The organism is Pseudomonas sp. BN607 (assembly GCF_029871175.1).
Lineage (GTDB): Bacteria > Pseudomonadota > Gammaproteobacteria > Pseudomonadales > Pseudomonadaceae > Aquipseudomonas.
Map to the genome: position 1 here is coordinate 222,169 of NZ_SSOE01000028.1, position 26,309 is coordinate 248,477.

At 62.7% G+C, this 26,309-nt stretch carries 22 protein-coding genes; 12 read left to right on the forward strand and 10 right to left on the reverse strand.

All coding sequences use genetic code 11. The features are described 5' to 3' along the window. Nucleotides 1–299: 299 nt before the first annotated feature. Nucleotides 300–1,490 carry a methionine adenosyltransferase gene (metK, locus tag E8E68_RS07310; protein WP_003249375.1) on the reverse strand — a complete coding sequence of 397 codons (1,191 nt, stop codon included), beginning with the start codon at nucleotides 1,488–1,490 and terminating at the stop codon, nucleotides 300–302. Nucleotides 1,491–1,508: 18 nt separating this feature from the next. Next, on the reverse strand, nucleotides 1,509–2,501 hold the full coding sequence (locus tag E8E68_RS07315; RefSeq protein WP_110746577.1) for a metalloregulator ArsR/SmtB family transcription factor: 993 nt from the start codon (nucleotides 2,499–2,501) through the stop codon (nucleotides 1,509–1,511). 228 nt (nucleotides 2,502–2,729) lie between these two features. On the opposite strand from E8E68_RS07315, the gene tkt reads away from it, so the two are divergent. From tkt to E8E68_RS07360, 9 genes are all read left to right on the forward strand, one after another. Next, nucleotides 2,730–4,727: a transketolase gene (gene tkt / locus E8E68_RS07320; RefSeq protein ID WP_266032373.1), complete on the forward strand. Its 1,998-nt coding sequence runs from the start codon at nucleotides 2,730–2,732 to the stop codon at nucleotides 4,725–4,727. A 151-nt stretch (nucleotides 4,728–4,878) separates the two neighbouring features. Further along, nucleotides 4,879–5,940, forward strand: coding sequence for an erythrose-4-phosphate dehydrogenase (gene epd, locus E8E68_RS07325; RefSeq protein WP_266032371.1), 1,062 nt, complete (start codon nucleotides 4,879–4,881; stop codon nucleotides 5,938–5,940). 12 nt (nucleotides 5,941–5,952) lie between these two features. Beyond that, a complete protein-coding gene (locus E8E68_RS07330; protein ID WP_110746583.1) occupies nucleotides 5,953–7,116 on the forward strand; it encodes a phosphoglycerate kinase in 1,164 nt (387 codons plus the stop codon). Then, the gene (locus tag E8E68_RS07335) at nucleotides 7,116–7,370 is read left to right on the forward strand and encodes a hypothetical protein (RefSeq protein ID WP_110746585.1); all 255 of its coding nucleotides are present in this window, start codon (nucleotides 7,116–7,118) and stop codon (nucleotides 7,368–7,370) included. Before E8E68_RS07330 ends, E8E68_RS07335 begins: the two co-directional genes overlap by 1 nt. 116 nt (nucleotides 7,371–7,486) lie before the next feature. Next, nucleotides 7,487–7,816, forward strand: coding sequence for an MliC family protein (locus E8E68_RS07340; protein ID WP_266032369.1), 330 nt, complete (start codon nucleotides 7,487–7,489; stop codon nucleotides 7,814–7,816). 100 nt (nucleotides 7,817–7,916) lie between these two features. Continuing rightward, nucleotides 7,917–8,981, forward strand: coding sequence for a class II fructose-bisphosphate aldolase (gene fba / locus E8E68_RS07345; protein WP_012274520.1), 1,065 nt, complete (start codon nucleotides 7,917–7,919; stop codon nucleotides 8,979–8,981). A 254-nt stretch (nucleotides 8,982–9,235) separates the two neighbouring features. Continuing rightward, nucleotides 9,236–11,362 (forward strand): EAL domain-containing protein, encoded by a 2,127-nt coding sequence (locus E8E68_RS07350; RefSeq protein WP_280340411.1) that lies wholly within the window; start codon nucleotides 9,236–9,238, stop codon nucleotides 11,360–11,362. A 39-nt stretch (nucleotides 11,363–11,401) separates the two neighbouring features. Beyond that, nucleotides 11,402–11,902 (forward strand): M48 family metallopeptidase, encoded by a 501-nt coding sequence (locus tag E8E68_RS07355; RefSeq protein WP_266032367.1) that lies wholly within the window; start codon nucleotides 11,402–11,404, stop codon nucleotides 11,900–11,902. 12 nt (nucleotides 11,903–11,914) lie between these two features. Next, nucleotides 11,915–12,211, forward strand: a complete 297-nt coding sequence (locus E8E68_RS07360) for a winged helix-turn-helix domain-containing protein (protein ID WP_110746596.1) — start codon at nucleotides 11,915–11,917, stop codon at nucleotides 12,209–12,211. A gap of 32 nt (nucleotides 12,212–12,243) precedes the next feature. On the opposite strand, the gene E8E68_RS07365 is transcribed toward E8E68_RS07360, so the two are convergent. Continuing rightward, nucleotides 12,244–12,696, reverse strand: coding sequence for a GNAT family N-acetyltransferase (locus tag E8E68_RS07365; RefSeq protein ID WP_110746597.1), 453 nt, complete (start codon nucleotides 12,694–12,696; stop codon nucleotides 12,244–12,246). Nucleotides 12,697–12,851: 155 nt separating this feature from the next. On the opposite strand from E8E68_RS07365, the gene E8E68_RS07370 reads away from it, so the two are divergent. Beyond that, nucleotides 12,852–13,589, forward strand: coding sequence for a transporter substrate-binding domain-containing protein (locus E8E68_RS07370; RefSeq protein WP_280340414.1), 738 nt, complete (start codon nucleotides 12,852–12,854; stop codon nucleotides 13,587–13,589). Between the two features lie 42 nt (nucleotides 13,590–13,631). Here the strand turns inward: E8E68_RS07370 and yccS are convergent, their stop codons facing one another. The 6 genes from yccS to E8E68_RS07400 form a co-directional block, all read right to left on the reverse strand. Continuing rightward, a complete protein-coding gene (yccS, locus tag E8E68_RS07375) occupies nucleotides 13,632–15,815 on the reverse strand; it encodes a YccS family putative transporter (RefSeq protein ID WP_266032364.1) in 2,184 nt (727 codons plus the stop codon). An 83-nt stretch (nucleotides 15,816–15,898) separates the two neighbouring features. Next, nucleotides 15,899–17,080 (reverse strand): NAD(P)/FAD-dependent oxidoreductase, encoded by a 1,182-nt coding sequence (locus E8E68_RS07380; protein WP_110746604.1) that lies wholly within the window; start codon nucleotides 17,078–17,080, stop codon nucleotides 15,899–15,901. 76 nt (nucleotides 17,081–17,156) lie between these two features. After that, a complete protein-coding gene (gene dbpA, locus E8E68_RS07385) occupies nucleotides 17,157–18,494 on the reverse strand; it encodes an ATP-dependent RNA helicase DbpA (RefSeq protein WP_266032453.1) in 1,338 nt (445 codons plus the stop codon). A gap of 112 nt (nucleotides 18,495–18,606) precedes the next feature. Next, a complete protein-coding gene (gene mdtD, locus E8E68_RS07390) occupies nucleotides 18,607–20,034 on the reverse strand; it encodes a multidrug transporter subunit MdtD (protein ID WP_110746609.1) in 1,428 nt (475 codons plus the stop codon). Between the two features lie 129 nt (nucleotides 20,035–20,163). After that, nucleotides 20,164–21,483: a TldD/PmbA family protein gene (locus tag E8E68_RS07395; RefSeq protein ID WP_266032363.1), complete on the reverse strand. Its 1,320-nt coding sequence runs from the start codon at nucleotides 21,481–21,483 to the stop codon at nucleotides 20,164–20,166. After that, the gene (locus E8E68_RS07400; RefSeq protein WP_266032362.1) at nucleotides 21,483–22,925 is read right to left on the reverse strand and encodes a TldD/PmbA family protein; all 1,443 of its coding nucleotides are present in this window, start codon (nucleotides 22,923–22,925) and stop codon (nucleotides 21,483–21,485) included. Before E8E68_RS07400 ends, E8E68_RS07395 begins: the two co-directional genes overlap by 1 nt. Nucleotides 22,926–23,201: 276 nt before the next feature. Here E8E68_RS07400 and E8E68_RS07405 point away from each other — a divergent pair, with 276 nt between their 5' ends. Both E8E68_RS07405 and E8E68_RS07410 read left to right on the forward strand, forming a co-directional pair. Then, nucleotides 23,202–23,912 carry a hypothetical protein gene (locus E8E68_RS07405; RefSeq protein WP_266032361.1) on the forward strand — a complete coding sequence of 237 codons (711 nt, stop codon included), beginning with the start codon at nucleotides 23,202–23,204 and terminating at the stop codon, nucleotides 23,910–23,912. Continuing rightward, nucleotides 23,913–24,362, forward strand: a complete 450-nt coding sequence (locus E8E68_RS07410) for a hypothetical protein (protein WP_266032360.1) — start codon at nucleotides 23,913–23,915, stop codon at nucleotides 24,360–24,362. A gap of 124 nt (nucleotides 24,363–24,486) precedes the next feature. On the opposite strand, the gene E8E68_RS07415 is transcribed toward E8E68_RS07410, so the two are convergent. Further along, nucleotides 24,487–26,289, reverse strand: a complete 1,803-nt coding sequence (locus E8E68_RS07415) for an acyl-CoA dehydrogenase (RefSeq protein WP_280340430.1) — start codon at nucleotides 26,287–26,289, stop codon at nucleotides 24,487–24,489. Nucleotides 26,290–26,309: the final 20 nt, after the last annotated feature.

Below are 26,309 nucleotides of genomic sequence, written 5' to 3' on the forward strand. Positions count from 1 at the left end.
CAGAAGTAGAAGAACTGCAGAAGCTTTTTGACTCTACGCACCGAAAAAATTTACCACAACTAGCATTTTTATCAGGTGCCGCTACACACACTTATAAGGCTCGTCTCGCCAACACGTCTCCCTGATCTTTGATACTTGCATGTGCCTGTCGCTTGTCGTATTTCTCGCTCAGCGTTGAAAAGCAGCGCTCGACCCCATTCAGGATTTAATCCAGCATTTGGGGTCAGATTGCTGCGCGCAATATAAAAAAGCCCCTGCCGATTGCTCGGCAGGGGCTTTCGTCTGGCGCTGTAGGAGGCTTACAGGCCGGCAGCGTCACGCAGCGACTGGGCGCGGTCGGTGCGCTCCCAGGTGAAGGTGGTGAAGGTGTCGTCGCCGACAGTCTTCTGCTGCGGTGTGCGGCCGAAGTGGCCGTAGGCAGCGGTTTCCTGATACATCGGGTGCAGCAGGTCGAGCATGGTGGTGATGGCGTATGGACGCAGGTCGAAGCACTCACGCACCAGCTGGATGATCTTGTCGTCGGAGACCTTGCCGGTGCCGAAGGTGTTGATCGAGATGGAGGTCGGCTGGGCCACGCCGATGGCGTACGACACCTGGATCTCGCAACGCTCGGCCAGGCCGGCGGCGACGATGTTCTTGGCCACGTAGCGGCCGGCGTAGGCGGCGGAGCGGTCGACCTTGGACGGATCCTTGCCGGAGAACGCGCCACCACCGTGGCGGGCCATGCCGCCGTAAGAGTCGACGATGATCTTGCGGCCAGTCAGGCCGCAGTCACCCACCGGGCCACCGATGATGAAGTTGCCGGTCGGGTTGATGTGGTACTGGGTGCCCTTGTGCAGCAGTTCGGCAGGCAGCGTGTGCTTGACGATCAGCTCCATCACGGCTTCCTGCAGGTCTTTCTGCGAAACCTCAGGGTTGTGTTGGGTCGACAGCACTACGGCGTCGATGCCGACTACCTTGCCGTTTTCGTAGCGGCAGGTGACCTGCGACTTGGCGTCTGGGCGCAGCCATGGCAGCAGGCCGGACTTGCGTGCTTCGGCCTGGCGCTCGACCAGACGGTGCGAGAAGCAGATCGGTGCTGGCATCAGCACTTCGGTTTCGTTGCTGGCATAACCGAACATCAGGCCTTGGTCGCCGGCACCCTGGTCTTCCGGCTTGGAGCGGTCGACGCCCTGGGCGATGTCCACCGACTGCTTGCCGATGATGTTCATCACGGCGCAGGTGGCGCCGTCGAAGCCGACGTCGGAGCTGTTGTAGCCGATGTCGATGATGACCTTGCGCACCAGGTCTTCAAGATCGACCCAGGCCGAGGTGGTGACTTCGCCAGCGATGATGGCGACACCGGTCTTGACCAGGGTTTCGCAGGCCACGCGGGCGTATTTGTCCTGGGCGATGATGGCATCGAGGACCGCGTCCGAAATCTGGTCGGCGATCTTGTCCGGATGCCCTTCGGACACGGACTCGGAGGTGAAAAGGGAGTATTCGCTCATCTCGAAGGTTCCTGAAATTTACCGATGGTGTATGTCGCCAGCCGTCCGCTGGAAATGGCGGACCTGAATCTGGAAACCGTTACGCAAGCCCACGTACAGGCTGTCCGCATGGGCCAGCCCGGCAGCGTTGGCCCAGCGGGCCAGGTCGTCCTGTTCGAAGCCAAGCCACAGGTCGCCGCAGGCTTCGCGCGCCCACCCCTGGTCATGGCTGCACAGTTCGGTGACCAGCAGGCTGCCGCCTGCCTTCACCCGTTTGGCCAGCTGGCGCAAGGCCAGGGCCGGGTCGCTGAAATGGTGCAGCACCATGTTCAGCACAACGCAGTCGGCGGCCACATCCGTTGCACCCAGTGCATCGGCCAACTGCAGGTTCACGTTGTCGAGCCCTTCGCGCTGGCACACCTGGCGCGCCAGTTCGAGCATGGTCGGGCTATTGTCCAGGGCTGTGACCTGGGCGAAGCGCCGGGCCAGGTCGGGGAGGAAGCCACCGTCGCCGGGGCCGACCTCCAGGGCACTGGCAGCCGGGTCGAAATGCAGTTTGTCGAGCAGCGCCAGCAGGCTTTCGCGGTATTGCGGCAAGCCGGCGATCAGGTCTTGCTGGGCACGGAACTTCTCTTCCACGCGCAGGAAGAAGTCCTGGCTGGTGGCGGCGCGGCGCTGTTGTACCTGGGCGATGCGAGCCTGCACGTCTGGCGGCAGGGTCAGGTCATCGACCTCTTCAAGCAACGCTGCATGCAGCCGGCCACCCAGGCGCAGGCTGTCTGGCAGCGCGCGGCGGTAGAAGATGGCATTGCCTTCGCGGCGGGTTGCCACCAGTTCGGCCTGGGCCAGCACCTTCAAATGGTGGCTCATGCCCGACTGGCCAACGTCGAAGATCTGTGCCAGCTCCAGCACACCGAACGAGTCGTTGGCCAAGGCGCGCAATACATTCAGGCGCAACTCGTCACCACTGGCCTTGCACAGGGCGGCCAATGCTTCGCGTTGCTCGGGGATCGATTGCGCACGGAGGTTCATGGGGCGGCAGTCTAGACAGGCATTGATGCCCTAGCAAGGCCAATATCAAAAAGTTTTGATATTGGCTGATGGGTGGAGCGGTTAAGCCGGTTTTGCCCCGGATTGAAGGCCAATCACAGGAAAATCCCCCGACTGCGACCATACGTCATTGCCCCAAGCCCCCCCAGTGGGCGAAAATAGCCGCCTTTTTCGTGACACCACCTATTCAAGCCCCCCAGGAGATCAGCGATGCCCAGCCGTCGTGAACGTGCCAACGCCATTCGTGCCCTCAGCATGGATGCCGTGCAAAAGGCCAACAGCGGCCACCCAGGTGCCCCCATGGGCATGGCGGATATCGCCGAAGTGCTTTGGCGCGACTATCTGAAGCACAACCCGAGCAACCCGAGTTTCGCCGACCGTGACCGCTTCGTGCTGTCCAACGGCCACGGTTCGATGCTGATCTACTCGCTGCTGCACCTGACCGGCTACGACCTGTCGATCGACGACCTCAAGGCCTTCCGCCAGCTGCACAGCCGCACCCCGGGCCACCCGGAGTACGGCTACACCCCAGGCGTCGAGACCACCACCGGCCCGCTGGGCCAGGGTATCGCCAACGCCGTGGGCTTCGCCCTGGCAGAAAAAGTGCTGGCAGCCCAGTTCAACCGTGACGGCCACAACATCGTCGACCACAACACCTACGTGTTCCTCGGCGACGGCTGCATGATGGAAGGTATCTCCCATGAAGTCGCCTCGCTGGCCGGCACCCTGGGCCTGAACAAGCTGATCGCCTTCTACGACGACAACGGCATCTCCATCGATGGCGAAGTGCACGGCTGGTTCACCGACAACACCCCGGCGCGCTTCGAGGCCTACAACTGGCAGGTGATCCGCAACGTCGACGGCCACGATGCCGAAGAAATCAAGATGGCCATCGAGACCGCCCGCAAGAGCGATCGCCCGACCTTGATCTGCTGCAAGACCACCATCGGTTTCGGTTCGCCGAACAAGCAGGGCAAGGAAGACTGCCACGGCGCCCCGCTGGGCAACGACGAAATCGCCCTGACCCGCCAGGCCCTGAACTGGAACCATGGCCCGTTCGAAATCCCGGCCGACATCTATGCCGAGTGGGATGCCAAGGCCGCCGGTGCCAAGGCTGAAGCCGAGTGGAACCAGCGCTTCGACGCCTACGCCAAGGCCTACCCGGAGCTGGCTGCCGAGTTCAAGCGCCGTGCCAGCGGCGAGCTGCCGGCCGACTTCAGCGCCAAGGCCCAGGCTTACATCAACGAAGTGGCTGCCAAAGGCGAAACCATCGCCAGCCGCAAGGCCAGCCAGAACGCCCTCAACGCCTTCGGCCCGCTGCTGCCCGAGTTCCTCGGCGGTTCGGCTGACCTGGCCGGTTCCAACCTGACCCTGTGGAAAGGTTGCAAGGGCGTCGAAGCCAATGACGCCAGCGGCAACTACGTGTTCTACGGCGTGCGCGAGTTCGGCATGACCGCCATCATGAACGGCGTTGCCCTGCACGGTGGCCTGGTGCCTTACGGCGCGACCTTCCTGATGTTCATGGAATACGCCCGCAACGCCGTGCGCATGTCGGCCCTGATGAAGCAGCGCGTGATTCACGTGTACACCCATGACTCCATCGGCCTGGGCGAAGATGGCCCGACGCACCAGCCGATCGAGCAGCTGACCAGCCTGCGCAGCACCCCGAACCTGGACACCTGGCGCCCGGCTGACGCGGTGGAATCCGCCGTGTCCTGGAAAAACGCCCTGGAGCGCAAGGACGGCCCATCGGCGCTGATCTTCTCGCGCCAGAACCTGCAGCACCAGGACCGCGATGCCCAGCAGATCGCTGACATCAGCCGTGGCGGCTATGTGCTCAAGGACTGCGCAGGCGAGCCTGAGCTGATCCTGATTTCCACCGGCTCCGAAGTGGGCCTGGCGGTTCAGGCCTTCGACAAGCTGACCGAGCAAGGCCGCAAGGTACGCGTGGTTTCCATGCCGTGCACCAGCGTGTTCGACGCCCAGGACGCGGCCTACAAGCAGTCCGTGCTGCCGCTGGAAGTGGGTGCGCGTATCGCCATCGAAGCTGCCCACGCCGACTTCTGGTACAAGTACGTCGGCCTGGAAGGCCGTATCATCGGTATGACCACCTACGGCGAGTCGGCGCCGGCTTCGGCACTGTTCGAAGAGTTCGGCTTCACCCTGGAGAACATCCTCGGTACCGCCGAAGAGCTGCTGGAAGACTGATTTAACGATCTGCGGGCGGTGTCGCCTTCATTCGCGGGCAAGCCCGCTCCCACAGGGTTTCATGCAACCTCTGTGGGAGCGGGCTTGCCCGCGAATGCCACACCGCAAACTCCGCAGGCTGACGACAATTGAACTGTCTCGTGAGCCCCGAATGTCCCACCTGCGTCCCTACAAAGTTGCACTCAACGGTTATGGTCGTATCGGCCGCTGTGTCCTGCGCGCGCTGTTCGAGCGGGGGGCAAAGGCCGGTTTCGAGATCGTCGCGCTGAACGACCTGGCCGACCAGGCCAGCCTGGAATACCTGACACGCTTCGACTCCACCCACGGGCGTTTCCCCGGTGAGGTGAAGGTCGACGGTGACTGTCTGCATATCAATGGCGACTGCGTGAAGGTAATGCGCAGTGCCACCCCCGAAGGCATCGACTGGGCCGCCCTGGATATCGACCTGGTGCTGGAGTGCTCCGGCGCCTACCACACCCGTGCCGATGGCCAGCGCTTCCTCGATGCCGGCGCGCCGCGGGTGCTGTTCTCGCAGCCGATGGCCAGCGAAGCCGACGTCGATGCCACGGTGGTCTACGGTGTGAACCAGGCCTGCCTTACCGGCAGCGAGCGCCTGGTGTCCAACGCCTCGTGCACCACCAACTGCGGCGTGCCCCTGCTACGGGTACTGGACCAGGCGTTCGGCATCGAATACGTGCAGATCACCACCATCCACTCGGCAATGAACGACCAGCCGGTGATCGACGCCTACCACCATGAGGACCTGCGCCGCACGCGTTCGGCCTTCCAGTCGGTGATTCCGGTATCCACTGGTCTGGCGCGTGGCATCGAGCGACTGCTTCCGGAACTTGCCGGGCGAATCCAGGCCAAAGCGGTACGCGTACCGACCGTCAACGTCTCGTGCCTGGACATTACCCTGCAGACCGCCCGCGATACCAGCGCGGCCGAGGTCAACCGGGTGCTGCGCGAGGCGGCGCTGGACGGCCCGCTGAAAGGCTTGCTGGCCTATACCGAGCTGCCGCATGCCAGCTGTGATTTCAACCATGACCCGCATTCGGCGATCGTCGATGCCAGCCAGACCCGCGTTTCCGGCCCCCGGCTGGTGAACCTGCTGGCTTGGTTCGACAACGAATGGGGGTTCGCCAACCGTATGCTCGACGTTGCCGAACACTATCTGCACGTCGTACAACCAACCCGCAACAAACAGCCCTGAAGGACTGCATTCATGACCGTGTTGAAGATGACCGACCTCGACCTGCAAGGTAAGCGCGTACTGATCCGCGAAGACCTCAACGTGCCTGTGAAGGACGGTGTGGTAGCCAGCGACGCGCGTATCCTGGCAGCGCTGCCGACCATCAAGCTGGCCCTCGAGAAGGGTGCGGCGGTAATGGTCTGCTCGCACCTGGGCCGCCCGACCGAAGGCGAGTTCTCGGCCGAGAACAGCCTCAAGCCGGTTGCCGAGTACCTGAGCAAGGCGCTGGGCCGCGAAGTGCCGCTGGTTGCCGACTACCTCGACGGTGTCGAGTTGAAGGCCGGTGAGCTGGTGCTGTTCGAGAACGTGCGCTTCAACAAGGGCGAGAAAAAGAACGCCGACGAGCTGGCGCAGAAGTACGCTGCCCTGTGTGACGTGTTCGTCATGGACGCCTTCGGCACCGCCCACCGCGCCGAAGGTTCCACTCACGGTGTAGCCAAGTTCGCCAAAGTCGCTGCTGCAGGCCCGCTGCTGGCCGCCGAACTGGACGCCCTGGGCAAGGCCCTGAAGGCCCCGGCCAAGCCAATGGCAGCCATCGTTGCCGGTTCCAAGGTATCGACCAAGCTGGACGTACTGAACAGCCTGAGCTCGGTCTGCGACCAGCTGATCGTCGGTGGCGGCATTGCCAACACCTTCCTGGCCGCTGCTGGCCACCCGGTTGGCAAGTCGCTGTACGAGCCTGACCTGGTTGACACCGCCAAGGCCATCGCTGCCAAGGTCAGCGTACCGCTGCCAGTCGACGTGGTAGTTGCCAAGGAGTTCGCCGAGACCGCCGAAGCCACTGTCAAGGCCATCGCCGACGTTGCTGCCGACGACATGATCCTGGACATCGGCCCGCAGACCGCAGCCAACTTCGCCGAACTGCTGAAATCGTCGAAGACCATCCTGTGGAACGGCCCGGTCGGCGTGTTCGAGTTCGACCAATTCGGCAATGGCACCAAGGTGCTGGCCAAGGCCATCGCCGACAGCGCCGCGTTCTCCATCGCCGGTGGTGGTGACACCCTGGCAGCGATCGACAAGTATGGCGTCAGCAAGGAAATCTCCTACATTTCTACCGGTGGCGGTGCCTTCCTCGAGTTCGTCGAAGGCAAGGTCCTGCCAGCCGTGGCAATCCTGGAAGAGCGGGCCAAGGCCTGATGACCTCGGCGCTTGGCAAAGGGAGTGGCCTGATGGTCAAGCAATTGCCTGTGATGATCGTGGCTGGCCTGCTGAGCGCTTGCTCCGGCAGCCCGTCTTCTAATGCCGACGACCCGGCGCAGCCGCCCAAGGGCGGGTGCTACCAGTCCGAATGGCAGGCCGAGACCGTACCGGTGATCAGCAAGCGCGTGGGCCCGGAAGGCCTGGAAAAGTACGACGAAGACCACCAGCGCAAGGCGCCGGGTTGCCCTTGATCGGGTAACAGGCAACCTGAAGGTTGGTTTGTGGTCTTGAAGAAGGGGCCGCTGTGCGGGCCTTTGTGGGCTTGTCCGCGAAGGGCTGCACAGCAGCCCCAAATCGAGGAAACTGAATGAAAGCGCTTTTGGCCGTGACGGCCCTGGCGACACTGGCAGGATGCTCACTGCTGCAGCCGGCGCAACCCGCCCCGGCAGACGACTGGACCCGTTGGGTCTGTGACACCCAGGCCGAAGTGCTGTGGCGCTTCGCCGATACGCAACGTGACCAGGTCGACGTGCGCCTCGGCGGCGGTGACCAGGTCTACCGGCTCAAGGCCGAACCGGGTGCCTCGGGTACGCTGTACAGCGATGGCATGCTGGCCTTCCACACCAAGGGCGAAGAAGGCCTGGTGTACTGGGTGGCGACCAACGACCTGATTGGGCGGGGCTGCAAGGCACCGTGACTGGCCGGGCCGCAACGGTGGCCCACACTACTTGAACAGCAACCGCCCCTGCGGCAGGCTTGCACGAAACAAACGACGCTTGTCGGGAGAGAGATACACAATGGCACTCATTAGCATGCGCCAGATGCTGGACCACGCCGCCGAGTTCGGTTACGGCGTACCAGCTTTCAACGTCAACAACCTCGAGCAGATGCGCGCCATCATGGAAGCGGCCGACAAGACCGACTCCCCGGTGATCGTCCAGGCTTCGGCCGGCGCCCGCAAATACGCTGGCGCGCCGTTCCTGCGCCACCTGATCCTGGCTGCCATCGAAGAGTTCCCGCACATCCCGGTGTGCATGCACCAGGACCACGGTACCAGCCCTGATGTCTGCCAGCGCTCGATCCAGCTGGGCTTCAGCTCGGTGATGATGGACGGCTCGCTGGGTGAAGACGGCAAGACCCCGACCGACTACGAGTACAACGTTCGCGTTACCCAGCAGACCGTTGCCATGGCCCACGCCTGCGGCGTATCGGTGGAAGGTGAGCTGGGTTGCCTGGGTTCGCTGGAAACCGGCATGGCCGGTGAAGAAGACGGCATCGGCGCCGAAGGCGTGCTGGACCACAGCCAAATGCTGACCGACCCGGAAGAAGCCGCCGATTTCGTCAAGAAGACCCAGGTCGACGCCCTGGCGATCGCCATCGGTACCAGCCACGGTGCCTACAAGTTCACCAAGCCACCAACCGGTGACGTGCTGGCCATCGACCGCATCAAGGAAATCCACAAGCGCATCCCCAACACGCACCTGGTGATGCACGGTTCATCCTCGGTACCGCAAGAGTGGCTGGCGATCATCAACCAGTACGGCGGGGACATCAAGGAAACCTACGGTGTGCCGGTCGAAGAGATTGTCGAAGGCATCAAGTACGGCGTGCGCAAGGTCAACATCGACACCGACCTGCGTCTGGCCTCCACCGGTGCCATGCGTCGCCTGATGGCCACCAACCCGAGCGAGTTCGACCCGCGCAAGTTCTTCGGTGAAACCGTCAAGGCCATGCGCGATGTGTGCATCGCCCGTTACGAAGCCTTCGGCACTGCCGGCAATGCCTCGAAGATCAAGCCGATCTCCCTGGAAGGCATGTACCAGCGGTACCTGAAAGGTGAGCTGGCCGCCAAGGTCAACTGATCCACTGGCGACACAAGAAACCCGCAGAAATGCGGGTTTTTTCATTTTCGGGCCGGGGCTGGCATCGGTGGCGGCTTTTGCGCGGGGGGCTTGAAGCATTCAGCACATATTTTCGGCAGACCGACCGTTAGTCGGCTAACGTACAGTTCAGTCATTGATAGCGTTCTGATTGCATTGCGTGTTGCCCGCTCAGGTCTAGAGTATTGAATGGATCCAACCGTATCTTGAAGTCGGTCACATAACAGAGAAGCAGCATGGATGGCGCTCACGCTCAACCACTGCCACTGGATGGCAGCTCGGTTCTTCTGGTAGTAGACGACTACCCCGAGAACCTCATCAGCATGCGGGCCTTGCTGGCCCGGCAGGATTGGCAGGTGCTGACGGCGAGTTCGGGGATGGAAGCCCTGAGCGCGTTGCTCGAGCACGACGTCGACCTGGTCTTGCTCGACGTTCAGATGCCGGAGATGGACGGCTTTGAAGTCGCCCGGCTGATGCGCGGTAGCCAGCGTACCCGGCTGACACCGATCATCTTCCTCACCGCCAACGAACAGTCCGAAGCGGCCGTGCTCAAAGGCTACGCCAGCGGCGCCGTGGACTACATGTTCAAGCCGTTCGACCCGCAAATACTCAAGCCCAAGGTCCAGGCCCTGCTCGACCAGCAGCGCAACCGGCGCATGCTGCAGCGCCTGACTCGCGAGCTGGAGGCGGCCAGGGCGTTCAATGCGTCGATTCTGGAAAATGCCGCCGAAGGCATCCTGGTGCTGGATGCGCAGGGCATCATCAGCTTTGCCAACCCGGCCATCTCCCGTTTGCTGGCGGCATCGGTGCAACAGTTGCAGGGCGTCCACCTGCTCGACCTGGTGCAAATGGCCAATCCCAGCCTGTGGGACGAGTCGGAGTTCTACCAGGCTTACCAAGGACGGCAGATTTACCGCGTGCATGATGCCCAGCTGCGAACCCTGGGCGGCGAACTGGTGCCGGTTGCCTTGTCTTGCGCACCGTTGCCGGCCGATCAGCAGGCCATGGTGGTGACGGTGCTGGACATGTCGGCAGTGCGCAACTTGCACCAGCAACTGGAGTACCAGGCAGTTACCGACCCGCTTACCGGGCTGCTCAACCGCCGAGGCTTCTACCAAGCGGCCGAAGGTGCGCTGCTGCGCAACGAGCGTTCGGACAAGGCGCAGGCGCTGATGTACATGGACCTGGATGGCTTCAAGCGGATCAACGACTCACTGGGCCACGATGCGGGCGACCGGGTGCTGCTATGGGTCGCCGAGCAGCTCAAGGACTGCCTGGGCAGCGAGGCCCTGCTGGCGCGGATGGGCGGCGACGAATTCACCGCATTGTTCGACAGCCTGCCTTACCCCGAGCAGGCTGGGCGTTATGCCGAGCGGTTGCTTGAACGTATATCCATCAGCCATGAGGTAGAAGGGCTGGATGTGTGCCTTGGGGTCAGCATCGGCATCGCTACCTACCCGGACTGCGGCGCCAATGTCGAAGGCTTGCTGCGTGCGGCGGATGCGGCGATGTATGCGGCCAAGCAGGCCGGTCGCCAGCAGTATCGCTTCTACGACCAGGAGCTCAACGGCCGGGCCCGTTCGCGGCTGATGCTTGAAGACAGTGTGCGCGCGGCCATCGAACAGCAGGACTTTACCCTGGTGTATCAGCCGCAGGTGGGTTTCAACGATGGTCGTCTGCGTGGCTTCGAGGCCTTGCTGCGCTGGCAGCACCCGAGTGTCGGCGATGTACCGCCGGGGTTGTTCATTCCGCTGCTGGAGGAGGCGCGGCTGATCAATCGCCTGGCCAGCTGGATTTATCGCCAAGGTGCCGCTCAGCGCCAGGCCTGGTACGACCGGTTCCCGCCGGACCTGGTGCTGGGTATCAGCCTGAGCCGCGCGCAGTTCGTCATGCCTGGCCTGGTCGACGAACTGCAACGGGTTATCCAGCTCTACCAGCTGGAGCCTTCGCAGCTTGAAGTAGAAGTGGCGGAAACCTCGCTGATGTACAACATCGATGCTGCCGTGAAACAGATACACCGCCTGCGCGAGCTGGGGGTGCGGGTAGCCCTGGACGATTTCGGCGCGGGCGACTGCTCGTTGCGCATGCTGCGCGACCTGCCGATCGACACCTTGAAGCTCGACCGCCACCTGGTGGCGCGCCTGCCCGATTCGGCAGTGGATACCGCGCTGGTGCGCAGTGTCATAGGGCTCTGTGCCGACTACTGCATCACAGTGATTGCCGAAGGTGTGGAAACCCCGGTCCAGGCGGCCTGGCTGAGGGCCAATGGTTGTGAATATGTGCAGGGCTTCCTGGTGGCATACCCGATGACGGCAGCGGATGCCAGCGGCTTTCCGGCAATTTTCTCCTGGCCAGGGTCCTGATTGGCTAGAATCGGCATTCGTTACGCCGAAAGCAGCGCCATGACCGTATTACGTTACTTGCAAGCCTACCCTCCGCACCTGCAGGAGCAGGTGCGGCAAATGATCGCCAGCGACCGCCTGGGTGAGTACCTGCAGCGCCGTTACCCCGACCGCCATGACGTGCAAAGCGACAAGGCGTTGTACGGTTATGCCCAGGATTTGCGCCAGCAATACCTGCGCAGTGCGCCTGGCCTGGACAAGGTGCTGTTTGACAGCCGGCTGGACCTGACGCACCGGGCCTTGGGGCTGAACACGGCGGTCTCCCGGGTGCAGGGTGGCAAACTCAAGGCGAAGAAGGAAATCCGCATTGCCTCGCTGTTCAAGGAGGCCGCGCCACAGTTCTTGCGCATGATCGTGGTACATGAGCTTGCGCACCTGCGCGAGCGCGATCACAACAAGGCGTTCTACCAGCTCTGCCAGCACATGGAGCCGGACTACCACCAACTGGAATTCGACCTGCGCGTCTACCTGACCTACCGGGAGCTGCCGGGCAATCTCTAAGGAACATGCAGCATGGAAGTGAGCAAGACCAAGAGCAGCTTCTACCGCCGGCTGTACGTGGCCTGGCTGATCGACAGCCACACCGCGACCAGTGTGCCCGCCCTGATGGAAGCCACCGGCATGCCGCGGCGTACCGCCCAGGACACCATCGCCGCACTTGCTGATTTGGACATTGTCTGCGAGTTCGAGCAGCAGGAAGGCGCCCGCAACCACGCTGGGCATTACCGCATCCATGACTGGGGCGCGATCGACAAGCAGTGGATCATCCGGCACCTGCGGCAAATCCGCGACGTGCTGGGCTACCCCTGAAATCCTCGGGCCGTTCTGCGGCCCCGGTGAGCTCAGCCCTTGCGCATCCCGATATGCAGCATATCGTTCTCCAGGTATTCCTCACCCACTGGGGCAAACCCATGCTGGGCATAAAACCCCTGTAAGTGCGCCAGCGTCGACAGGTACACCGGCGTCCCCGGCCAGCAATGCTCCGCCGCCTCCAAGCCCTTCAGCAGCAGCGGGTGCCCCAGCTTCAGCCCACGCGCTTCAGGCGAGGTCACCATCCGCCCGATCACCACGTCCCCCCCCTGTGACTGCGGGTCGAGCAGGCGCAGGTAGGCCACCAGCTTGTCCTCCTGCCAGGCCATGAGGTGCAGGGTATCGCCGCTCAGGTCCTGGCCATCGACGTCCTGGTAGGCGCAACGCTGCTCGACCACGAACACTTCAGTGCGCAACCGAAGAATGGCGTAGAGCTGATCCTTGCCGAGGTCGGTGTGATGCTTGCAGAGCCAGTCGATGGACATGGGTGCGAACTCCTTGAATGGGCCCTCGATAATCGCATGCCACATGCGCTTCGGCCAAAATAGAGGCTAAATGACACTATTGGCCGCTGCCCTCGGCAACGGCTTTGTGTAATCTCGTTGGCAGTGTGTGCCCTCTACTGCAAAAGGACGTGAGCATGCGGCCACTGCTTTGTGTTCTGGGTTTGCTGGCAATGATGCTGGCGACACCCGCACCGGGTAACGGCAAGCTACGCCTGGTGGCCGACAACTGGCCGCCGTTTACCGATGCCAGCATGCCGGGCGGCGGCCTGGCGACCAGCATCGTCACCACGGCGCTGGCGCGCGCCGGCTACAGCAGTGGCTATGAAGAGGCGCCTTGGGCGCGGGCGTTGCTGGGGGTGGGGGAAGGGCGCTACGACGTGCTGATCAATGCTTGGTACAACGACGCGCGCGCCAGTTTCGGGCAGTTTTCCAAAGCCTACCTGACCAATCGTATTCGCCTGTTGCAGCGCAAGGGCGAAGTGTTCCGCTACAAGCATCAGTCTGACCTGTACCCCTATAGCATCGCTGTTGTTCGGGATTACGCCTACTCACCCGAATTCGATGGCGATACCCGCCTTGACAAGGTGCCGGTGCGCAACTTTTCCTCGGCGGTGCGCATGCTGGCGGCAGGGAGGGTCAACCTGGCGGTGGAAGACGAGTACGTGGCCCGCTACAACCTGCAGCGGGAGCCGCAAGCGGTGCGTGATGGCGTAATGCTGGTGGAGCCGCCGCTGGGGGAGAACACCCTGCATATCCTGGTCAGCCTGAAGCATCCTGAGCATGCGCAGATCGTCGAGCGCTTCGAGCAGGCGATTGCGGCGATGAAAGCCGACGGCAGTTATGCGCGGCTGCTGCGCCAGCATGGTTTCTAACCTTTACTGCCTGCGATAGGGTCGGGTCAGGCAACACATGACTCAGGCCGGGGCACCCTCTTTGATCAGGTGTGCCGCCAAGGTCCGCAACGGCCCCAACTGCCGGCAAATCAAAGCCAACTGTGTCTGCACCAACCGCTGATGCTCATCCAGTTCTTCCGGCATCTGTTCAAGCGCATTGGCCAGCGCCTCCTCGGCATCGCTGTGAATCGCCACCGGCAGCCGCGCCGCCAGGCCATTGGCAATCTCGTCCAGGCTGCTGGCGATGTTTTGCCCGGCACCTTCGATCAACTGCTCCTGCACCTCAGCCGGTAACGCCGTGTCGCGGTGCGCGCCCAGCCCCGACAGGTAGCTGAGCAAGGTGTGCGAAAGCACCAGGAAGCGGAAGCCTACGTCCGCTTCTTTGCGGAAATGCCCCGGTTCCATCAGCATGTTGGCCAAGGTAGTGGACAGTGCAGCATCAGCGTTATGTGCGTTGCGCCGGGCCAGGCGGTAGGCCAGGTCGTCGCGCTTGCCGTGGGCATATTGCTGCATGATCTGGCGCAGGTATACGCTGGCGCAGGCCAGGGTATTGGCCAGGGCCTTGTTCAGCCGCCGGCCCTGCCAGTCTGGCAGGAACAGGAACACCGCAAGTATCGCGATCAGGCTGCCCACCAGGGTATCGAACAGGCGCGGCAGGAACAGGCCGTAGCCATCGCCTATCTGGTTGAAGCAGAACAAGACCATCAGGGTGATTGCCGCCGTGGCCAGGGTGTAGCGGGTGGTGCGGTTGACGAAGAACACCACCCCGGCGACCACGGCGAACAACGACTGGATGACCGGATTGGGGAACAGGTCGAACAAGGCCCAGCCGACTGTCAGGCCCACTGCGGTACCGAAGATCCGTTGCACCAGCTTGCGCCGGGTTGCACCGTAGTTGGGCTGGCAGACGAATAGCGTGGTGAGGATGATCCAGTAACCCTGCGTGGGGTGGATCAGGTGCACCATGCCGTAGCCGATCGACAGGGCCAGTGGCAGGCGCAAGGCGTGGCGGAACAGCAGCGAGGTCGGTGTGAGCTGAGTCCGCAGGCGCGTCCATACGTCCTTCAGCGAACGTGGCGAGCGGTCGAGCAGGCTGCTGTCGCTGGCATCGGCCAGGCTGTCCGGGTTACTGGCGGCACTCAGCAGGCGGTCCAGTGTCTCCAGGTTGGCGGCCAGCGCCCGCAGTGAGCGCAACAGGCTGCGCCAGGCCGGGTTGCTCTGGATGCGCAGGTGTTCCAGCGAGGCGTTGAGGTCTTCAAGGGCCTCGGGATAACCGCTGGCCAGCACGAACGGCTGGCGCAGACGGATCGAGCGCGCCAGTTCCTGGCAAGATGCACCCTGCTTGCGCAGCAGGCGCTGGCAACGGAACATCACGTCGCTGTGGAAAAATGCCTCGGTCAGGGCGTTGTAGGGGTAGTGCGAGGCACTGACCCGCTCGTGGATATCCTGGGCCAGGAAATACAGCTTGAGGTAGCGGCTGACCTTTGAGTTCGGCTGGCTGTTGCCGACCCGGTGCAGAATGATTTCCTTGGCCGCGTTCAGCGCTGCCACCACCTTGCCGTTCTGCTGAGCCAGTTCCAGGCGCCGGGCCTCGACGTCGAGAGTGCGCACCGGTTCGAACAGGCTGGCCTTGAGCTTGAGGTAGCTGCCCAGTTCGTAAAACAGCTTGGCCAGGCTTTGCTGCACCGGCTGGTTGGAAAACAGTGCCTGCCAAAGTACCGAAAGCAGTCCGTACCACGCCGCGCCTGCTACCAGCAGCAGCGGCTCGTGCCAGAAGTCCGTCACCTGGCCACCGCGCTGGTCCACGCCGATCATGGTGTACACCGCCGTGATCAGTGTCGCTGAGGCAATCGCACCATAGCGCTCGCCCAAGGCGCCGAGCATGGTCAGGCCGAACGCCGCCAAAGCCAGGGCGACGGCGAATATCCAGGGGTAGGGGAACAGCAACTCGACCGCCAGTGCAGCGATGGCGAAACACACCAATGTAACGGCCAGGGCGCTGAGGCGGCCCTGCCAGCTGTCGTCGGTTTCGGCCAGGGCGCTGGCGATGATGCCGAGGAACAGTGGGATCAGCAGGGCCATCTCGTTCTGGTACCAGCACAGGGCCAGGCTGCCGGTGAGGGCGATGGTAACCCTGATGCTGTAGCTGAACTTGTCTTGGCCCCACAGGCGACGCAGTGACTGACGGAACGAGCTCGATGACATGATGGCCTGCTAGGCAGTGAGCGAAGAATGCAATGCAGCACGGGCCAGCAAGAAGCGTTCCGTGCTGCTGAATGGATTCTACTCTACACGAACTGCGCTGCGGCGTTGGCCGATGCCCAGGCCCACTGGAAGTTGAAACCGCCGAGGTGGCCGGTGACATCCAGCACTTCACCGATGAAGTACAGCCCGGGGCTTTTCAGCGATTCCATGGTCTTGGAGGACACTTCGCGGGTATCCACGCCGCCCAAGGTCACTTCGGCGGTGCGGTAGCCTTCGGTGCCGGCCGGTACTACTTGCCAGTTCGCGAGCTTTTCGGCGATGTGTGCCAGTTCCGCCGGGGTGTACTGCTTCATTGGCTTGGACTCGAACCACTGCTCGGCCAGCAAGTTGGCCAGTTTGCGCGTGAACACCTCGCCCAGCACGGTCTTCAGTTCGGCGTTGGCGCGCTCGGCTTGCATCTGTTGCAGCCAGGTCAGCGCATCCCGGTCGGGCAGCAGGTTGATCTCGACCGTGTCACCGGCTTCCCAGAACGACGAGATTTGCAGGATCGCCGGGCCGCTCAGGCCGCGGTGGGTGAACAGCAGGTTCTCGCGGAAGCTGGTGCCGTTGCAGCTGGCGGTGCAGTCCAGCGAGGTGCCGGACAACTCGGTGCAGAGTGCCTTCAGCTGAGGCTCGGTGATGGTGAACGGCACCAGCCCTGCACGGGTTGGCAGCAGGGTATGGCCGAACTGGCGGGCCACCTGGTAGCCGAAGCCGGTGGCGCCAAGGGTGGGGATCGACAGGCCGCCGGTGGCGATCACCAGCGACTGGCAGGCGAACTGGCCGCCGCTGGTCTGCAGCAGGTAGCCGTGCTCGGTTTTTTCAATGTGTTCGATGCTGGTGTGCATGCGGATTTCGGCACCGGCCTCATCGCATTCGGCCAGCAGCATGTCGAGGATGTCGCTGGCCTTGTTGTCACAGAACAGCTGGCCGAGCTTCTTCTCGTGGTAGGCCACGCCGTGCTTGCACACCAGTTCGATGAAGTCCCATTGGGTGTAGCGGGCCAGCGCCGACTTGCAGAAGTGCGCGTTGTGCGAGAGGAAATTGGCCGGCTCGGTGTACATGTTGGTGAAGTTGCAGCGACCGCCGCCGGACATGAGGATCTTCTTGCCTGGCTTGTTGGCGTGGTCGAGCAGCAGTACCCGGCGGCCGCGACGGGCGCTGAGCTGGGCGCACATCAGGCCGGCGGCGCCGGCGCCGAGGATGATCACGTCGGTGGAGTGCACGGTATGAACCTTCAGATTTGAAATGCTGAACCCTGTGTGAGCGGGTAAACCCGCCCCCACAGGACTTTGCCGGACTTTAGATAATGCGGACTTTCAGGGCGCGGCCCTTGATCTTGCCGTTGTTCAGCCGCTGCATGGCCTGCTTGGCCAGCGCGCGCTCCACGGCAACGAACGCCTGGAAGTCGAAGATGGCGATCTTGCCCACCTGCTTGCCCGGAATGCCGGCGTCACCGGTCAGCGCACCCAGAATATCGCCAGGGCGCAGTTTGTCCTTGCGGCCAGCGGCAATGCACAGCGTGGTCATCACTGGCAGCAGCGGTTCACCGCCCTTGTTCTTCAGGCTGTCCAACTGGTCCCAGCGCAGCGGGCTTTTCTGCAGCGCTTCGATAGCCTGGGCACGATGGCCTTCGGCCGGTGCCACCAGGCTGACCGCAACGCCTTTCTCACCGGCACGCCCGGTACGGCCCACGCGGTGTACGTGGATTTCCGCATCACGTGCCAGCTCGACGTTGATGACCATGTCCAGGCCATCGATATCCAGGCCGCGCGCGGCCACATCGGTGGCCACCAGTACCGAGCTGCTGCGGTTGGCGAACATGGTCAGCACCTGGTCACGGTCGCGTTGCTCCAGGTCGCCGTGCAGCGCCTGGGCGACGATGCCCTTGGCGGTCAGGTGGGCTACCACGTCCTCGCACTGCTGCTTGGTGAAGCAGAAGGCTACGCACGACTGCGGGCGATAGTGGCCCAGCACCCGGGTAACGGCTTCCAGGCGCTGCTGCGGATCGATCTCGATGAAGCGCTGCTCGATCTGGTTGTCGGTGTGCAGGCTCTCGACCTTGACCTGCTGCGGGTTGCGCATGAAGTCGCTGGCCAGTTGCTTGATGCTGGCCGGGTAGGTGGCCGAGAACAGCAGGGTCTGGCGTCGCGACGGGGTCTTGCCGATGATGCTGGCGATGGCGTCGAAGAAGCCCATGTCGAGCATGCGGTCGGCTTCGTCGAGCACCAGGGTGTTCAGGCCGTCGAGCACCAGTGTGCCCTTGTCCAGGTGCTGCTGGATGCGCCCTGGGGTGCCGACGATGATGTGCGCACCATGCTCCAGCGAAGCGATCTGTGGGCCCAGCGAAACACCACCGCACAGGGTCAGGATCTTGATGTTGTCCTCGGCGCGAGCCAGGCGGCGCAGCTCCTTGGCAACCTGGTCGGCCAGTTCGCGGGTAGGGCACAGTACCAGCGCCTGGCAGCCGAAGTAGCGTGGGTTGATCGGGTTGAGCAGGCCGATGCCGAAGGCGGCGGTCTTGCCGCTGCCGGTCTTGGCCTGGGCAATCAGGTCCTGGCCCTTGAGGATGACCGGCAGGCTCTGCGCCTGGATCGGCGTCATCGAGGCATAGCCGAGGGCGTCCAGGTTGGCCAGCATGGCAGTGGACAGCGGCAAGGTGGCAAAGGCGGTGGATTCGGTGGTCACGAGGCGGGCCTGCGGTGCGAAGCGAAAAATGCCGCATAGTCTACCAGCCTCGTGGCCATTCGCCCTAAGACTCCATGTGTTGTTCCGGACGACGGGCACGCCTTCCGTCCGTCGGTGCCAGCTGCAGGAAGATCGCCGCTGCCAGCATGGCCATGATGCCGATGGTAACGAAGGTCAGCTGGAACGCTCCCAGCGTGGACTCTACGCCCTCGGCGCTGCCGGCGGCGGTGAAACCGCCGAGCAGGGCCCCGGCACAGGCCACGCCCAGGCTCAGCGACAGCTGCGCGACCACCGACAGCAGGCTGTTGCCACTGCTGGCGCTGGCGTCGTCGAGGTCGATCAAAGTGACCGTGTTCATCGCCGTGAACTGCATCGAGTTGACCGCACCCAGCAGGCCCAGCTGCACCAGCAGCACGGCATAGGGCGTCTGCTCGTCAACCAGGCCGAGGCTGGCCAGGAGCAGGCCCAGCAGCAAGGTATTGCTGGTGAGGATGATACGGTAGCCAAAGCGTTCGATCAGCGGCCGGGCGATGGACTTGGCCACCATCGCCGCCGCGGCCAGCGGGATCATGCTCATGCCGGCCTCGGCCGGCGAGTAACCCAACGCTACCTGCAGCAGTAACGGTACCAGGAACGGCAGCGCGCCACTGCCCAGGCGCGAGAACAGGTTGCCGAGGATGCCGATGGCAAAGGTACGCACACGGAACAGACTGGGCGAGAACAGCGGTTCCGGGTCGCGTCCGGCGCGCAGCCAGTAGGCGGCCAGGCACGCCATGCCGGCGAACAGCAGCAACATCACCCGCAGGTGCGGCAGGTGCAGCTCGCCCAGGCCCTCCATGGCAATGGTGATCAGCACCATCGCGGCGCCAAACAGCAGGAAGCCTGGGGTATCGAAACGGGTACGTTCGGCGCCGCGCAGGTCGGGGATGAACTTCCACACGGCGTAGCAGCCGATCAGGCCGACGGGCAGGTTGAGCAGGAAGATCCAGTGCCAGCTGAGAATTTCCACCAGCCAGCCGCCAACCGTCGGCCCCAGCAGCGGCCCCAGCAGGCCGGGGATGGTGATGAAACTCATGATGCGCACCAGTTCGGTGCGTGGGTAGGCGCGCAGCACCACCAGTCGCCCGACCGGCAGCATCAGCGCGCCGCCCAGGCCCTGCACCACGCGGGCAAAAATCAGGAAACCGAGGCTGTTGGCGGCGGCGCACAGCAGCGAGCCGAAGCTGAACAACAGGATGGCGCTGAAGAAGATGCGCTTGGTGCCAAAACGGTCGGCGATCCAGCCTGAGGCGGGGATCAGCAGGGCCACGGTGAGCATGTAGGCAATGATCACGCCCTGCATGCGCAGCGGGTCTTCGGCCAGCGAACGGGCCATGGCTGGCAGCGCCGTGTTGAGGATGGTGCCATCCAGGGATTGCATGAAGAAAGCGATGGCCACCACCCAGGGGATCCAGCGGGCGGTGACGGGGTCCAGCGGTGCACGATCAGGCATGACGTCCTCTTTTGTCTGTGCCAGCCTCTTCGCGGGGCAAGCCCGCTCCCACAGGATCGCTACTGCCCCCTGATGGGGTGACATCTCTGTGGGCGCGGGCTTGCCCCGCGAAAGGGCCGGTAATGCCAATCACAATGTCAGGGTCAGGCCTTTGACCAATGCCCCCGGCAGATGGCTCGACCCGGTACTGCGCTGTCCATAAGTACTGGTCGACAAAATCATCTCGCGCTCCTGGGTCAGGTCCTCCAGCTGGCTACCCAGCAAGCTGTACAGGCTGTCATCGAAGCGCATGGTGCTCACCGGCCCCTGGATCAGCCCGTTCTCCACCCAGAAGGTAGCAAAGCGGGTAAGCCCGGTCATGCGTGCTGCCGGCAGGTCCGAGTAGTTCAGGTACCACAAGTTGCTGATGTACAGCCCGGTGCCAAGCCGCTGCAGGATCTGCTCGGTGGGCAAACTACCCGGCGCCAGGCTGAGCGCGCAAGGCGACTCGTAGCTGTCGGCGCCATTGGCCAGCAGCCCGAATTCGACCGCACTGCGCGCACTGATCAGCCGTTGCAACGCCTCTCCTTGCTGAATCAATGGCACATCCAGGCGCGGCGAGCCTTCATCGGAAAACGCCGGGCTAAGCGAGCCGCTGACCTGCTCGGTGAAACTTACCAGAGGGCTTAACCGTGCATCGCCGTTATACAGGCGCTGCAAGGCGCTGTTGCCGGTTGCGAGGGCCTGTGCGGAAAAACCGCCCCAGCACAGCATGCCGGCGATTTCGTCCATGGCCGCAGGCGCCAGGTAGGCGCGGTAGCTGCCGGGTTTGAGGGTGACAGCCGGGCGACCGAGGAAGCCTAGCTGTTCACGTGCCTGGCGCAGGCGCTCGGTGAAGTCGTCGGCGCTCCACAGCTGGCCGGCATAGTTGGCCTTCACCGCCTGGCCGTTTTCGTGGAACAGGCTCCAGTCAAAGTTGAAGCTGTTGGCCTGGTGCCAGCCGAAAGCGCCGAACGAGCTGGCGAAGCCCCGGCAGATCGGGCCAGCGGCGTAGATACCGACCAGGTCCAGGTCACCGGCTTCACGCTCCAGCAGTGCCAGCACTTCGTTCAGGTCTGGCAGCGGCTGCGTCTGCTGGCTGTAGCTGTGCCAGGCGCTCTCGTCCAGGCGCAGGTAAGGGTCGACGGCGAGTAGCGGCAGTGTCTGGCGCAGCTGCTTCAGGGCATCCGCCAGGCGTTGGCGATCCAGCTGCGCATCGCCACTCAAGGTCACTTGCTGTTCGGCCTGGCGGCCATCGTGGATCAGGCGCAACTGCACGCTGGCCTGGCTCACTTCGCCGGCCTGGCGCACCTTGGCGTGGTTGAAACGCACGAATTGCGACTGCTCGGCACTGTAGCCCAGGGTGAACTGCTCGCCCGCTTGCAGGGCGGCGCGCACATCCCCGACCAGGGTTTCGAAAGCCTGTTTCATCATGCATCTCCTCCGAATACGTCAATCTGGCGGAACACACAGGCCGGCGAGGCGTGGCCGACCCGTACCACCTGATTGGGTTCGCCCTTGCCACAGTTGGGCGTGCCCAGCACCTGGAAGGTACTGCGGTCGCCGACCGCCGAGAGGTTGCGCCAGAACTGCGCGGAGATACCACGGTAGTTTGGGTTCTTGACGATGCCCTTGAGCTGGCCGTTCTCGATCAACTGGCCCCATTCGCAGCCGAACTGGAACTTGTTGCGCGCATCGTCGATGGACCAGGAACGATTGGTACGCATCAGGATGCCGTGCTCGATGCCTCCGATCAGTTGCTCGAGAGACTGGTCGCCCGGCTCGATGTTGAGGTTGGCCATGCGGTCGATCGGTGCCCGGTTCCAGCCGCAGGCGCGGCTGTTGGCCACGCCGTCCAGGCCGGAGCGGAACTGCGACAGCGCCCCGCCCAGCGGGCGCAGCAGCAGGCCGTCGCGAATCAGGAACTGCTTGCTGGCTGCACTCCCGTCGTCATCGAAGCTGTAGCTGGCCAGCTCTTCGCCGATGGTTGGGTCGAAGGTCACGTTGAGCAGGCTGGAGCCGTACTGCAGGTGGCCAAAGTCGCTGGCCTGGACGAAGCTGGTGCCAGCGTAGTTGCGTTCATCACCGAGAATGCGGTCCATCTCAAGTGGGTGACCGATGGATTCGTGGATCTGCAGCATCATCTGGTCGGGCATCAACAGCAGGTCGCGTGGGCCACTGGGGGTGTTCGGTGCCAGCAGCAACTGCAGCGCCTCGTCGGCTACCCGGGTGGCCGCGCCGACCAGGCCACAGCGCTCGATGATCTCGAAACCACCCTGCTGGCCGAAGTTGTCACGGCCCAGGCTGCGGCTCTGGCTGTCTTGGCCATCGCTGGCCGTTACGCCAAGGCCTGGGAACAGAAAGCGTTGGGCATGGCGCAGTTCGGCGCCGGCCGAGTTGAGGTAGGTTTGCTCGACCAGGCTCAGCCCCAGGCTGGCCTGCCAGTCCACCAGGCGGCTGTCCTTGGGCACGCTGGCCGATTCGGCGGCGAGCAGGCCAAGGCAGTCGGCGAGGCTGGGTACGGGTTGGTCGAAGTTGGGCGAAACATGGTCGTGGCGTGCGCTGGGCACGGTTTGTTCGCGCAGGTCCAACAGGCTGTGCCGGGCGATCTGCCGGGCCAGCGTCTCGGCTTGCTCCAGGGCGCGCTGCAATCCAGCCTGGGACAGGTCTGCGGTGGCCGCGTAGGCCTCCACGCCATTGATCCGCACGGTGAGCATGGCGCCTTCGTCCTGGCTGAAGCAGGGCGGTTCGGCGACATTGCGGCGAACCGACAGCGCCTGGTGCGACTGTTTCACATGGCGCAGGGAAAACAACTCGGCCGTACTGCGCAGCGCGGCGAAGCGCTGGCGCAGCAGGGCGCTGGAATCGAACATGCGGAAGCCTCCGTGTACACGGTGGCTCCCCCTTAGAACCACTCGTCCTGCATGGTGAGGCAAGTGTCGTCGCGCGCCTCTAGCAATGCCAGGTCATTATGGCAGCCCGGTACTTCCCAGGTCAGGAAATAACGCGCGGCTTGCAGCTTGCCGAGGAGGCTTGCGCCCCTTCACCCTATAGAATAAAGAAAAATCCTACAGACCATTAGGAAATGGTTGGCAGATTTTTTGTGTAGGTGTGGAGCCTGATGGTTTTTTTAATCGACTGGTGTCCACATGAAGCGTCTTATCCCCCGTCAGCGCGCGAAACATTATTCTTGGTACGGTTTTGAAAACCCTTTCTTTGCTGTTGCTGAGGTAGACAGCGCGTTGTCTAGGCCTTACGACTTGCCAGGGTTGCATGACTTGATCCACGAATGTGGTTCGTCGAGTGGAGAGTGCCGTCGTGAATACCCTAGGCGTGCTATTTTGAAAAAAGTGAGAGACGGCGACTGGTTGCTGGCTTGTTCTAGACCGTTTAGTCCGTTCACACCAGAGGCTGCTTTGTGGCCTGTCCTGCCCGCTCGTGGAGACGGCCGCATTGAGGGGGAAGTAAAGAGCGAGTCTTCACAGGTTGATGTGTTTGTGTTGCAGCAAGTAGTAGGTGCAGGGCCTGGAAAGTGGGTGTTGAAAGATATTGACCATGATGCGCTAAGGAATGCCTTTACGATCCTGGCAAACAGGAGCGGCACGATTGCCAATGAAGGGAGTGTCATCTTCTCAGAGGGTAAGGATTGGGCAAATACAAGTCGAACGCTCACGCATGAATGGGTTAGGTTGAGCGTTGACGAGAAGCATTTTGAATCAGGTTCGGCGATCCATCGATACGGCGACTCTAAGAAGACTGTTCAAAAGTACGTGGAGTCAGCCGACCACTGGGCGGTAACAGGTCAGTCCTGGCATTGGATTCCGGCAACCCCTAATGTGATTTTCGAACGGAGGAAGTAAATGAATCCGTTGGCAGCAAGCAAGTACGTTTGGTGGGGGTGGGGCGGGCTAGACGCTCTTTTTCTTATGAGTTACATGCTGAGGAGTTTGTGGGAGGGTAAGCTTCCTTTCTACGCGGATGCGATTAGCGCATTGAATATGATCGAAGATCATGGCAGCTATGCGGCTGTATTTATAGTGCTGGGTTGGATGTTGCAGTTATCTTTTTTTGTAAGTTGTATATTGCTTTTTCGTCAAAGTAGATGGGGCTGGCGACTGGTTTGGTTACAGTTGCCATTCAGGCTGCTGTTCTTTGTTCCCTCTGCTTCAGTGCTGTTCACTTATATGGGCTTTCATTTTTCTGCGGGTTCGGTTGCGTTTGTTCTTCTCATGGTTGCTTCTGAGCTTGCGAAAGTCTGGAGTCTGTGGTTTTTCAAAGACAGGGCAGTGCCCGTTGCAGGTATGGGTTGAAGTCTGCGGGCTAATTCCATATTTCGGGTGATGAAGACGAACGTTGGGGAAGTTAGGTATAGCAGCCGGCTGCGAGGACTGGGGTCGTGCACCCGGAGACCTCCGCTCACACGGAGGCTATCCCTTAAAACCATTCGTCTTGCATGCCTATGCAGGTATCGTCGCGCGCCTCTAGCAATGCCAGGTCATTATGGCAGCCTGGTACTTCCCAGGTCAGGAAATAACGTGCGGCTTGCAGCTTGCCGAGGTAGAAGTCGCGATCAGCAGCGATGCCCTTGAGCAGCCCTAGTTCGGCGTGAACCGCCTGTTCCAGCCAACGCCAGCCGATTACACAGTGGCCGAAGGCCTTGAGGTACAGAGCCGAATTGGCCAGGGCGCCGGAGACTTTGCCTTGGGCCAGGTCGCCGAGCAGGGTCAGGGTAACGCCTTGCAGGCGGTTGACCAGTTGCTCCAGCGGCTGGCGCAGTGGGTCGAGTTCAGGGTGGTGGCTTGCACGCTCGCCGGTTGTGGCGATCAGGCGGATCAGTTGCTTGAGCCCGGCACCTTGGTTCTGGGCCAGTTTACGACCGAGCAAGTCGAGCGACTGGATGCCTTCGGTACCCTCGTGGATCGGGTTCAGGCGGTTGTCCCGGTAGTACTGCTCTACCGGGTATTCGCGGGTGTAGCCGTGACCACCGAGAATCTGGATTGCCAGTTCATTGGCCTTGAGGCAGAACGTCGAAGGCCAGGATTTGACGACCGGGGTCAGCAGGTCGAGCAGCGCCTGCGCTTGGTTGCGCGACGTTTCGTTGTCGGCGGTCTGGGTATCGTCGAACAGGCGCGCTGCGTACAGGCCCAGGTCGAAGGCGCCTTCTACATAAGCCTTTTGTGCCAGCAGCATTCGTTTCACATCGGTGTGCGCGATGATCGGTACTGCCGGGCTGAGCGGGTCTTTGCTGTCCGGCAGCCGCCCTTGCGGTCGCTGGCGGGCGTACTCCAGCGAATACAGGTAGCCGGCGTAACCGAGCATGACCGCGCCCATGCCAACGCCGATACGTGCTTCGTTCATCATCTGGAACATGCAGGCCAGGCCTTGGTGCGGCTGGCCGACCAGGTACCCGACGCACTGGCCGTTGTCGCCGAAGTTCAGGGCTGTGGAGGTAGTGCCGCGCCAGCCCATTTTGTGGAACAGCCCGGCCAGCAGCACATCGTTGCGCGGGCCACGGCTGCCGTCCGGGTTGACGTGGTACTTGGGCACGATGAACAGCGAGATGCCTTTAACGCCGGGCGGTGCGTCGGGCAGCTTGGCCAAGACCATGTGCACGATATTTTCCGACAGCTCGTGATCGCCGCCTGAGATGAAAATCTTGTTGCCCTTGAGTCGGTAACTGCCGTCCGCTGCAGGTTCGGCGCGGGTGCGGATGTCGGCCAGCGACGAGCCAGCGTGGGGCTCGGTCAGGGCCATTGTGCCAAAGTAGCGGCCATCGATCATTGGCTGTAGGAACAGGCGTTTCTGTTCCTGTGTGCCGAAACTCTCGATCAGGTTGGCGGCGCCCATGGTCAGGAACGGGTAGGCCGTGGTGCCGGCGTTGGCTGCCTGGAAGTGCGCGAAGCAGGCTTGCGAGACCAGGCTGGGCAGCTGCATGCCGCCGACCTCGAAGTCCCGGTTGGCGTTCAGGAAGCCGGCTTCGAGGAAGGCGTCGACGGCGGGCTTCATTTCGGGGATCAGTTCGGCGCGGCCGTTCACGTAGCGCGGCTCGTTCTCGTCGGCCTTGCGGTTGTGCGGGGCGAAAAACTTTTCGGCGATGGTGCGGGCGGTAGACAGTGCCGCGTCGAAGGTTTCCCGACTGTGTTCGGCGAAGCGCGGGCGTTGGGTGAGGGCTTCGGCGTTAAGCACTTCGTAGAGCTCGAAGGCCAGGTTGCGGGGGCTGAGCAGGGTCTCGGGCATGGTGGCGGTCCTGAGGCGGG